The sequence below is a fragment of the Neobacillus drentensis genome (assembly GCF_036966985.1).
Classification (GTDB): domain Bacteria; phylum Bacillota; class Bacilli; order Bacillales; family Cytobacillaceae; genus Neobacillus; species Neobacillus drentensis_E.
In genome coordinates, this window is sequence record NZ_JBALSN010000266.1 from 5,528 (window position 1) to 15,716 (window position 10,189).

12 protein-coding genes and 1 pseudogene are annotated in these 10,189 nt (G+C 38.8%); 12 read left to right on the forward strand and 1 reads right to left on the reverse strand.

The genetic code is table 11. From position 1 onward, the window contains the following. The 9 genes and pseudogenes from V7659_RS17805 to V7659_RS17845 all read left to right on the forward strand — a co-directional run. Window positions 1-98: pseudogene (locus V7659_RS17805) on the forward strand (CoA transferase subunit A); the annotation flags it as partial. Next, complete coding sequence (locus tag V7659_RS17810; protein ID WP_335541140.1) at window positions 83-748, forward strand: 3-oxoacid CoA-transferase subunit B; 666 nt, start codon at window positions 83-85, stop codon at window positions 746-748. The pseudogene V7659_RS17805 and the gene V7659_RS17810, both read left to right, overlap by 16 nt. Before the next feature lie 43 nt (window positions 749-791). Further along, complete coding sequence (locus tag V7659_RS17815; RefSeq protein ID WP_335541149.1) at window positions 792-2,045, forward strand: peptidase; 1,254 nt, start codon at window positions 792-794, stop codon at window positions 2,043-2,045. A 124-nt stretch (window positions 2,046-2,169) separates the two neighbouring features. Further along, window positions 2,170-3,024, forward strand: a complete 855-nt coding sequence (ablB, locus tag V7659_RS17820; RefSeq protein ID WP_335541141.1) for a putative beta-lysine N-acetyltransferase — start codon at window positions 2,170-2,172, stop codon at window positions 3,022-3,024. Between the two features lie 61 nt (window positions 3,025-3,085). Further along, window positions 3,086-4,480 carry a sigma-54 interaction domain-containing protein gene (locus V7659_RS17825; protein WP_335541142.1) on the forward strand — a complete coding sequence of 465 codons (1,395 nt, stop codon included), beginning with the start codon at window positions 3,086-3,088 and terminating at the stop codon, window positions 4,478-4,480. A gap of 268 nt (window positions 4,481-4,748) precedes the next feature. Then, window positions 4,749-6,188, forward strand: a complete 1,440-nt coding sequence (gene ablA / locus V7659_RS17830) for a lysine 2,3-aminomutase (protein WP_335541143.1) — start codon at window positions 4,749-4,751, stop codon at window positions 6,186-6,188. A gap of 11 nt (window positions 6,189-6,199) precedes the next feature. Next, window positions 6,200-6,484, forward strand: a complete 285-nt coding sequence (locus tag V7659_RS17835; RefSeq protein WP_335541144.1) for a YokU family protein — start codon at window positions 6,200-6,202, stop codon at window positions 6,482-6,484. 128 nt (window positions 6,485-6,612) lie between these two features. Next, window positions 6,613-6,837: a YozE family protein gene (locus V7659_RS17840; protein ID WP_335541150.1), complete on the forward strand. Its 225-nt coding sequence runs from the start codon at window positions 6,613-6,615 to the stop codon at window positions 6,835-6,837. A gap of 125 nt (window positions 6,838-6,962) precedes the next feature. Continuing rightward, window positions 6,963-7,658 carry a hypothetical protein gene (locus V7659_RS17845; protein ID WP_335541145.1) on the forward strand — a complete coding sequence of 232 codons (696 nt, stop codon included), beginning with the start codon at window positions 6,963-6,965 and terminating at the stop codon, window positions 7,656-7,658. Here the strand turns inward: V7659_RS17845 and V7659_RS17850 are convergent, their stop codons facing one another. After that, window positions 7,659-7,826 carry a hypothetical protein gene (locus V7659_RS17850; RefSeq protein ID WP_335541146.1) on the reverse strand — a complete coding sequence of 56 codons (168 nt, stop codon included), beginning with the start codon at window positions 7,824-7,826 and terminating at the stop codon, window positions 7,659-7,661. It lies immediately after the preceding gene. Window positions 7,827-8,022: 196 nt separating this feature from the next. On the opposite strand from V7659_RS17850, the gene V7659_RS17855 reads away from it, so the two are divergent. The 3 genes from V7659_RS17855 to V7659_RS17865 all read left to right on the forward strand — a co-directional run bounded on the left by V7659_RS17855 (window position 8,023) and on the right by V7659_RS17865 (window position 10,125). After that, window positions 8,023-8,196 (forward strand): YozD family protein, encoded by a 174-nt coding sequence (locus tag V7659_RS17855; RefSeq protein ID WP_098571979.1) that lies wholly within the window; start codon window positions 8,023-8,025, stop codon window positions 8,194-8,196. 349 nt (window positions 8,197-8,545) lie between these two features. Next, window positions 8,546-9,343, forward strand: coding sequence for a serine/threonine protein kinase (locus V7659_RS17860; protein ID WP_335541147.1), 798 nt, complete (start codon window positions 8,546-8,548; stop codon window positions 9,341-9,343). An 11-nt stretch (window positions 9,344-9,354) separates the two neighbouring features. After that, the gene (locus tag V7659_RS17865; RefSeq protein WP_335541148.1) at window positions 9,355-10,125 is read left to right on the forward strand and encodes a sporulation protein; all 771 of its coding nucleotides are present in this window, start codon (window positions 9,355-9,357) and stop codon (window positions 10,123-10,125) included. Window positions 10,126-10,189 lie beyond the last annotated feature (64 nt).

Consider the following 10,189-nt stretch of genomic DNA (forward strand, 5'->3'; position numbering starts at 1 on the left):
TTGGCAGTCTTGACCCCGACGCCATCATTACTCCTGGAGTGTTTGTGGATTATGTAATTTTATCGAGGGGGGTCAATTGGAAATGGGCATGGAAGTAGATGTTCGAAATCAAATGGCCAAACGAGCTGCAGAGGAAATTCATTCAGGTATGGTAGTCAACTTAGGAATAGGGATTCCATCCCTCGTTCCGAACCATCTTTCAAGTGAAACAAAAGTGATGTTTCATGCGGAAAACGGTATTACAGGGATGGGACCTAGCCCAAGTAAGGGTGAAGAGGATGAAAATTTATGTAATGCAGGAGGATTTCCAGTTACTTTGAACAAGGGCGGGTCTTATTGTGATAGTGCGATTTCATTTGGAATGATTCGCCGCGGCAGAGTGGATATAACCATTTTAGGGTCGCTTCAGGTAAGTAATAGCGGAGACCTTGCTAACTGGATTGTCCCAGGGAAAAAGGTTCCAGGAATGGGTGGAGCAATGGAACTTGCGCAAAAAGCGCAAAAAGTCATTGTGGTTATGAATCACTGTGACAAACAAGGGAATCCCAAAATTGTTTCATCCTGTACTTTACCATTAACTTCATCCGCCTGTGTGGATTTAATCATAACTGAATTAGCTGTTTTCATGGTAACGGAAGAGGGTTTGCTTTTAACAGAGTTATTTGCGCCTTACAGTTTAGAAACGGTTGTCAATAAAACTGGCTGCGAATTCAAAATACGGGAAACTGTTCGTATGATTCCATACTAAGCAGAATTATTCTGAAGGAGTGAATCGTTTGAACAATGATGAAATGCGAATCAAAAAGTGGATAAAAGAGAATCGGGCTCGTGGAGCGAGATTGTTACAAATATTGGTGCGAGAAAATAGCACACGGGGAAACGAAAGTAGTACACAAGCGATTATCATTGAAAAATGCAGACAGTTAGGCTTAACCCTTGATATTTGGGAAATCGGCGGTGATGAATTAATATCTCACCCAGCCTATTGCTGTGATCGTAAGAGTTTCGAAGGAAATCCCAATCTGGTAGCTGTGTTAAAAGGGACTGGCGGCGGCAAGTCAATGATTTTAAATGGTCATATCGATGTGGTCCCAGTTGGGGATGAATCAAATTGGAACCATGACCCATTTAGCGGGATAATTGAGTGTGGCAAGCTGTATGGAAGAGGCGCAACAGATATGAAAGGAGGCAACGCAGCGTTATTAATGGCGATTGAGTCATTAATAGCGAATGGAATCAAACTGAAAGGTGATGTGATTTTTCAAAGTGTCATCGAGGAAGAAAGCGGCGGTGCTGGTACCCTTGCTGCTGTTCTAAGAGGTTATCATGCGGATGGGGCAATTATTCCTGAACCGACGAATTTGAGAATATTTCCAAAGCAGCAAGGTTCCATGTGGTTCAGAATAACCGTCAAAGGCAGGGCAGCACACGGAGGTACGAGGTATAAAGGAATCAGCGCTATTGAAAAAGCGCTCTTAGTCATTCAAAGATTACAACAATTAGAGAAAGATAGAAATGCCAGAATGACCGATCCACTCTTTGACAAAATCCCCATCCCAATACCCATTAATATCGGAAAACTTACGAGCGGCGAATGGCCTTCTTCGGTGCCTGACACCGCAGTGATCGAAGGCAGGATGGGTGTATCTCCGGAGGAAACGATTCAATCTGCACAGCAGGAGATGGAAAAATGCTTGAGTGAATTAGGCGGGCATGACGAGTGGCTGCATGAGAATCCACTTAAATTAGAATGGTTTGGCGGAAGATGGCTGCCAGGAAGTCTTGAAAATGATCATCCTTTGATGGCTGAATTGACAAAGAATTTTATAGAGGTTAAGGGGGATAGCCCGATTGTCGAGGCAAGCCCTTGGGGGACAGATGGAGGTATTCTTTCTACGATTGGGAATACTCCCGTTGTGGTATTCGGACCAGGAATAACAGAAACCGCACATGATGCTAATGAGCATATTGTTCTCGAGGATATGTTTGTGGCAAGTGAGATTATCGCGTTAACTCTATTAAAATGGTGTGAGGTTGCAGAATAAATAGCAAAATTTTTCCTAATTATATATCATAAAATTGTTATAATTGAAATAGAAATGTCTGGCTTTTTTAGGGCCAGACATTTCTTCAGATTGCTAGAAAAATAATCGAAATGAGGTGTGTTCGATGAATCAAACAGCATCCATTATTTTTCTACAGAATGACCATTATCTCCTCGAAATTTATCTTGATCCATTTAATAAACGTATTCGTGTGGATGATTACCGTGGCAATACCAGCTTGTTGATGGAGAAGGTCGAAAAACTCGTTTTAGAACATTGTGCTGAAAAATTAATTATTAAAGTCCGCCGTGAAGATTACTTCACTTTTTTGGAGAAAGGCCTTCAGCCAGAAGCCGTAGTAGACCGTTATTTTCTTGGCTCGGATGCCTATTTTTTTTCAAAGTTTTATACCCCAGAGCGTAAAAAAAATGATCATTGGGTGATTGAGGACGGGATGATCCATAGTATTTATCAATTAGACACCACCGTTCAAAAGGCATTTCCTCCGAAAGAATATGAATTAAGAAAGGCTGATGCCAGTTGCGCCGAGGAACTAGCCGCACTGTATAGGCAGGTGTTTCAAATTTATCCAACTCCATTACATGACCCCGAATATATTAAAAAGACCATGAAGGAAGGAACGATTTATTACGCTTTCTTCCATTCAGGCAAAATTGTTAGTGCAGCTTCTGCAGAAGTTAATTCTTTTTATAAAAACGCAGAATTAACGGATTGTGCTACATTGACAGAACATCGAAAATACGGCTTGATGAAAATTATTCTCCAGGAACTAGAAGGGGAATTGCAAAGAAATGGAATTTATTGTGCTTATTCCATTGCCAGGTCATTATCCTTGGGGATGAATGCCGTCTTATTCCAGTTAGGCTATTCCTATCGGGGAAGGTTTATGAATAATTGTTATATCTATGATAAGCTGGAAAATATGAATATGTGGGTAAAAGATCTGGCAAACTGCTAAAAATTCGGCTTCCTGTGCCAAGATTTCGGCACCTTTAAGTAGAATGAAGGGTGGTGATGGAATGGTGTTGTTAACCACTTTAACACAAGAAGTACTAACCGCTATTCTAAAAGGCATTGATGAAGGAATTCATGTGGTGAATACAGAGGGGAAAACCATATTTTACAATGAAGTAGCGGCCACTCACGATGGCATGGACGTGAAGGAAGTCCAGGGAAAGTATTTACTAGACGCCTTTCCCTCTCTTACTGAAAAGTCGAGTACCTTGCTAAAAGTAATTAAAACGGGAATGCCTATTTATAACCAAACACAGGTCTATATGAACTTGCATGGGACAAGAATCGATACCATAAACACCACCTTGCCGATTTTCCTCGGGAATGAAATCATTGGTGCGGTTGAAATCGCCAAAGATTATTCCCGAATGAAACTGCTCGCGGAACGATTATTAGATTTACAAAAAGGCTTGAATAAAAGCAGTAGGAAGAAGACGTCAAAACAAGTTTCTTATACTTTTAATGATCTATTGACGGTGAATCCAGGGTTTCAAAAGATCAAAGATGAGGCTAAGAAACTGGCAAAATCAGATGCCCCTATTCTTGTCTATGGTGAATCGGGTACAGGGAAAGAATTATTTGTACAAGGCGTGCATCATGAATCCCATCGTTCGAATGAACCATTTATTGCCCAAAACTGTGCAGCCATCCCTGAAACACTATTAGAAAGTATCCTTTTTGGAACGGCAAAAGGAAGTTATACGGGTGCTGTTGACCGTAAAGGGTTATTTGAATTGGCAGATGGTGGTACGTTATTCCTCGATGAATTACATACGATGCCGATAGAACTCCAGGCCAAGCTCTTACGGGTTTTAGAGGATGGGATGGTACGAAGGGTCGGAAGTTCACAAAGTATTTCAGTAAATGTTCGTGTGATTGCCGCCATGAATGTATCCCCAAGCAAGGCTCTCCAAGCGCAAACACTAAGAGCTGACCTTTATTACCGCTTAAATGTCTTTACCTTTTCACTTATCCCTTTAAGGGATCGAAAAGAAGATATTCTTTTTTTAACAGAACATTTTATTAATGAATTTAACCAAAAACTCCACAAAAATATCAATGGATATGAAAAGAAACTAGGGCTCTTCATGACGAATTATCAATGGCCAGGGAATGTGCGGGAATTAAAACATACCATTGAATATATGATGAATGTTTGTGAAGCAGAGCAGTTGAAATATGAAGATTTACCGAGTTTATTAAAACATCTTTCTAGCACAGCCATAAGTAACCGCGGCGAACTAGACAATCTATCATTAAGGAAAAATATCGAAAAATTAGAGAAGGATCTGATCATGAACGCCCTTGAATTATCTGAAGGGAATATTAATCAGGCAGCAAAGCTTTTAGAGATTCCTAGACAAACCCTACAATATAAATTGAAAAAAATAATAGACTAAGCCGCCGATTTTTCGGCGGTTCTTATTTTTTATATAAGAAATTATTCCTCTGAACTTTGTTAATTATCTAGCTGCAGCGCCCAACGGCTAGTGTCCTTCGCTCTTTTCCCTACGATAAGTCAAGCACGAATGCGCTTTCGCTCTCCGTGTTTCCTTTATCTCAGTCAAAGCGCTCCAGGCCATACGCCGCTAAACGGGCGCTTCCGCTTTTATCATTGGCATAAATCTTGCATATTATTTTAGTGAAGCAAGATGGGAGGAACTGACGATGAAACAATTTTTATATAAACCAAGCAGGCATTGGAAAGATATAGAGTTATGGAAAGATGTGACCGAAGAGCAGTGGAACGATTGGCTTTGGCAGTTAACAAATACGATTCGAACATTAGACGATTTAAAAAAGGTAATCAATTTAACACCTGATGAAGAAGAAGGTGTAAGAATTTCAACGAAAACTATTCCCTTAAATATTACACCCTATTATGCCTCCTTAATGAATCCAGACGACCCGCGTTGTCCGATCAGAATGCAATCGGTCCCGATTTCAAAGGAAATTTACAAAACGAAATATGACTTGGAAGACCCATTATATGAGGATGAAGATTCACCAGTCCCAGGATTAACGCACCGTTACCCGGACCGGGTTCTCTTCTTGGTAACCAATCAATGTTCGATGTATTGCCGTTACTGTACAAGGAGACGTTTCTCAGGTCAAATTGGCATGGGTGTTCCTAAGAAGCAGCTGGATGCTGCCATTTCCTATATTAGAAAAACCCCACAAGTTCGTGATGTTTTGATTTCAGGGGGGGATGGCCTGCTGATTAATGATAATATCTTGGAATACATTCTTAAAAACCTGCGAGAAATCGATCATGTTGAAATTATCAGAATTGGAACACGAGCTCCTGTTGTGTTTCCGCAGCGAATTACTGAAAACCTCTGTAATATTTTGAAAAAATATCATCCAATCTGGCTAAACACCCATTTTAATACGTCCATTGAAATTACCGAGGATTCGAAAAGGGCTTGTGAAATGCTTGCAAATGCCGGTGTTCCAGTTGGGAATCAATCTGTTATCCTTGCAGGCATTAACGACAGTGTGCCAATCATGAAGAAACTGATGCATGATCTTGTCAAAATTCGCGTTCGTCCATATTACATTTACCAGTGTGATTTATCTGAGGGGATTGGTCATTTCCGAGCACCAGTTTCAAAGGGACTTGAGATTATTGAGGGGCTTCGCGGACATACTTCGGGATATGCAGTTCCAACTTTTGTGGTTGATGCCCCTGGTGGAGGTGGTAAAATAGCCCTCCAGCCGAATTACCTGATCTCCCAAAGTCCGGAAAAGGTTGTTCTTAGGAACTTTGAAGGAGTAATTACCTCGTACCCTGAACCGGAGAATTATGTCCCGGGTAGAGCAGAAAAATATTTCCAAGAGGTTTATCAGGATATGGAAGAGAAGCGTTCACTTGCAGGAATCGCAGGTATCATGAATGATCAGCATTTTAACCTTGTTCCTGAAGGGTTAACACGGCTAAATCGACGTAAAGATTTCAACCAAGACCCTGCCCACACGACATTAAAGGATAAGCGCAGCAAACGGGATGAACTAAAGGATAAGAAATTTAAAGCATTGACGCAGAAAGAAATGGAAGGTAAGAAATCAGTAAATGAAGGCGCATCAGCGGAAACGATGAAGGATTAGGAGGGGTTGAATTGAAAATTGAATGTGAGTGGTGTAATAGCTCAAATGTGGTGAGATTAACTGATTCTGTGTTTTGGGAATTGCCTGATGGGACACGGGCAATCGAAATAACAGAAACCCCTACCCATTCCTGCACTGACTGTAAAATGATTTATCAAAGTGAACCAATCGTCAAAGAAATAGAAAATCAATTGTATTTAATCGATTGTAAACAGCTTGGAAAAGTGGTCAGCTTTGAAGAATTAATGGCGATTCCAAGATTACTAAAGAAAAATTATTTTGATTTTTCGTCCTAAAGAAGCAGCCTCACTCGCAGGCTGCTTTGCTTTATACTTTATTCATTCATTCCGAAACGCTGGACGCCTATTATTGAATCCGTTATAGTATTTCTAAGAAATCTGGATGAGAAAGGCGTTTCGATATGATCAAATCCTTTTACCATTTTTTAATGAAATATAGGCATCCAGCTCCAAAGGATGAAATTAGTTTATTTGCGAATCATGCGTATTTAGATCATAGTTTTCCTAAAGTGTCGGAGGACTACGATGAAATCAGTTCTTATCTGGAGCTGAACGGTCATTATTTAGAATCCATGACTGTTTTTGATGAGGCCTGGCAGCAATATTTGTTAACTGAACGCAAAGAATAGGAAATTAGAATCGTCTCTCGATGAGGCGATTTTTTCATTTTACAAATGCCATGCGCTTTTATGTAAACGATGCATATACTATTGTAATCAAAACTCACGACTTATTATTGAGAGGATGGGAGGAAATGGCAAATAGAAAAAAACCGAAGTTTAAGATCGGTGATACGGTCGTGATTACCATATATGGAACAGTTGGCAAGGTAACAGATGTTAAGTGGCTAGATGGGAAGTATGTATATGAAGTAAATAAAAGTGACGGATTATTCATTGAATCCGCCTTACAGTTACTTTCAGAATTTGAAGGCGTTGTGATGGAGAAAGAACAAATTGACATCGAATATAATTTTTTCTTCGGTGATCTAGTTCAAGTAAGCGGTTATGGCGCAGACTTATTTAAAGTCGTAGGCTTCCGAACAGAAATTTGGCGCTATAAGGAAGATGCCTGGGAAGATGTCATTTATGAGTTATCACGAGTTAGTGATGGTGAATGGCTTGAAGCAGGTGAAGAAGAATTAACACTTGTAGCCGATGCTGAAAATGCTGATACATTCATTCAAAAACTAGGTCTCCTATACTTAGTGAATAAACAAGAAAAGGTAGTCGAAAATCCAAAAGTCCAGAACATGATTAGAAAAGCAGAATTTGAAGAAATAGAAAGAAAAAAAGAAAAGAAGGAACTAATTGATAATTTATTGGACATATTTAATGATTACCGAATTTTATATGAAATGTTTCAGGATCAGGAATATTATCAAGTCATGCGTGTGATTATCAGAAAATTAGAAAGTCTTGTCAGTAATGATGGCAAAAGCCATGTATAATTACCACTTTGAAATTTCAAATAGTAAATAAACAACAAACGGGATACCTGCCCATTTTATGAGGAAAAACATTCTATCTAAAAACTTTTCAATTAATTGGATAGTGTTACTATTCTCCCGATTTACATCATCTATCCATGCCTCTAATTTTACTTGTAAATTTGACATCCGAATCCACCCCTTGGAAAGTTCTTTTCATTCATCCTATGCTTGTCCAATCCAAAAAAGACATCATCTCCTACTTAATTTTCCAAGTTTATTTTAGAAATTTGTTCACAACCAATGGATATTCCGTTTGCTCCTTAAAGTAACTAGCATGAAAACGCCATGTACATCATACATTCACTAAAAAGGGGGCGATGCTATGAGAGAAATTGAAGTTTTTATTGATACTGAAGAGATTGCCGAATTTTTCTTTCATGAGCTTGTAAAAAGGGGATACGTTCCTAGCGAAGAAGAGCTAGAAGAAATTGCAGACATCACCTTCGAATATCTAATTGAGAAGAGTATTATCGATGAAGAAGAAGATGATGAATAAAAAATGGAAAAGAAGTTTTCCTTTATCATAGATTAAAACGAAAGACGAGCATTCTGTGCTCGCTTTTTGTTGTGTATGATTTATATAAATTAATTTTGCAAATAATTGAAACCTTTACTTTAGGGTGACGTATAACTAGTTACGAAGCAGAGGAGGAGATTGAGTTGTTAAAAAAAATCCTTAAATTGATTTTTGGAAGCAAATCACATCATCACAAGTATAGTTCCTCAAGTGATGCCTGGAAGAAAAGGAATCATTATAAGCACAACAACCTAGGACACCATTATTATAAAAAGAAATATAAAAGTAGTAGTTTTTTCAGCAGCTAACGTAATCGGATGTTTTATTCATGATGAAGAAAATCGCTTTACTCATATCAAATTTATTGGAAAAACCATTTCCCAAAGATGAACTAATTGCTGAGCGATACCAGGTGATCACCCATCTCGGAGCAGGTGGTTATGGTCATAGTTATTTGGTGTATGATCTGGTAAGTAGACAGAAGAAAGTTCTAAAAGCCTTACGTCTTCATAAAAGATTGACCCCATCTGGGAGAGGTAGTTTTGAATTAGAAAAAGAACTGTTAGATTCGATTGATCACCCAAGTTTTCCAAGGTATTTTGAGGAGGGAAACTATCACAAGATTCCCTTTTACACCATGGAATTTATTGAAGGCATGAATTTCGAACAACTCATTTTTTCAGAAGGAAGGAAAATCTCAGAAAAAGAAGCCTTTCAAATTGTCAATGAATTACTTACACCACTAGAATATTTGCACAACCGTAAAATAGTCCATCGAGACATTCGCATACCCAATGTCATTACTGATGGTTCAAACATTAAGCTGATCGATTTAGGGTTGGGTAGACATTTCCATCACGAAAATGAGGTAGTAAAAACAAAGGAAAATCATTTGCGTAAAGAAATAAATTTCCAAGCGGATTTCTATGGACTTGGACATTTCCTTTTGTTCTTGCTGTATTCTAATTTTACTTTTTCAAAAGACATACATGAAAAAAGTTGGGAAGAGGAACTGAAAATTTCGAACCATGCGAAACACATAATTAGAAGGCTATTGCAGATTGAACCAGCATATGAGAACTGTGCCCAAATAAGAGCTGAAATAATAAATTCATACTTAATTTAGGAGGAAGAACGATGTCTTTTTTTAACAAAGTATTTGCCAGTGTAGGAATAGGGTCTGCAGCTGTGGACACAAAGCTTGAAAAAGATACCTATATGCCAGGAGAGACAGTTAATGGTGTAGTTGAGATTAAAGGCGGCAAGGTGGAGCAGCAGGTGGATGAGATTTATCTTACCCTCAATACCACTTATTTAAGGGAGTCAGATGACAAAAAATATACCGTCACTGCAGCTATTGACAGGTTCAGATTGACTACTCCTTTTGTTATTCGTCCGAATGAGAAAAAAGACATCCCATTTTCCTTTCAACTACCATTCGATACACCACTTTCCATTGGAAGGTCAAAAGTTTGGGTAACAACAGGCCTTGATATTAAAGGCGGTGTCGACCCAAGTGATAAAGATTATCTTAAAGTTGTTCCGAACCCATTGATGTCTGCTGTGTTTACTGCCATTGATCAGTTAGGTTTTAGAATTCGTGAGGCCGATTGTGAAGAAGCACCTCGGCGATTACGAGGAAGATTACCATTTGTTCAAGAATTTGAATTCGTCCCAACTTCAGGAGCATTTCGAGGCAAGCTAGATGAATTAGAAGTTGTTTTCTTCCCATCAGGGAATGGAAGCCTCGATATTATGTTTCAAGTAGATAGGCGGGCAAGAGGGTTATCCGGCTTGTTCTCGGAAGCTTTAGGGACAGATGAGACCAATGTACGCCTGTCAGTATCAAATGCAGATATCCCTTATTTACAACAAAAAATCCAAAGTGTCATTCAACGATATTCATAAAACCGAGGAAAATAGGGCCAAATGGTCCTATTTTTTTTATTTAGTGATAAGTTTTTGAACTTAG

Coding starts and splice junctions, on each gene's coding strand:
- V7659_RS17810 (WP_335541140.1), top strand. CDS start 83: ATGGGCATGGAAGTAGATGTTCGAAATCAAATGGCCAAACGAGCTGCA.
- V7659_RS17815 (WP_335541149.1), top strand. CDS start 792: ATGCGAATCAAAAAGTGGATAAAAGAGAATCGGGCTCGTGGAGCGAGA.
- ablB (WP_335541141.1), top strand. CDS start 2,170: ATGAATCAAACAGCATCCATTATTTTTCTACAGAATGACCATTATCTC.
- V7659_RS17825 (WP_335541142.1), top strand. CDS start 3,086: ATGGTGTTGTTAACCACTTTAACACAAGAAGTACTAACCGCTATTCTA.
- ablA (WP_335541143.1), top strand. CDS start 4,749: ATGAAACAATTTTTATATAAACCAAGCAGGCATTGGAAAGATATAGAG.
- V7659_RS17845 (WP_335541145.1), top strand. CDS start 6,963: ATGGCAAATAGAAAAAAACCGAAGTTTAAGATCGGTGATACGGTCGTG.
- V7659_RS17850 (WP_335541146.1), bottom strand. CDS start 7,826: ATGTCAAATTTACAAGTAAAATTAGAGGCATGGATAGATGATGTAAAT.
- V7659_RS17855 (WP_098571979.1), top strand. CDS start 8,023: ATGAGAGAAATTGAAGTTTTTATTGATACTGAAGAGATTGCCGAATTT.
- V7659_RS17860 (WP_335541147.1), top strand. CDS start 8,546: ATGATGAAGAAAATCGCTTTACTCATATCAAATTTATTGGAAAAACCA.
- V7659_RS17865 (WP_335541148.1), top strand. CDS start 9,355: ATGTCTTTTTTTAACAAAGTATTTGCCAGTGTAGGAATAGGGTCTGCA.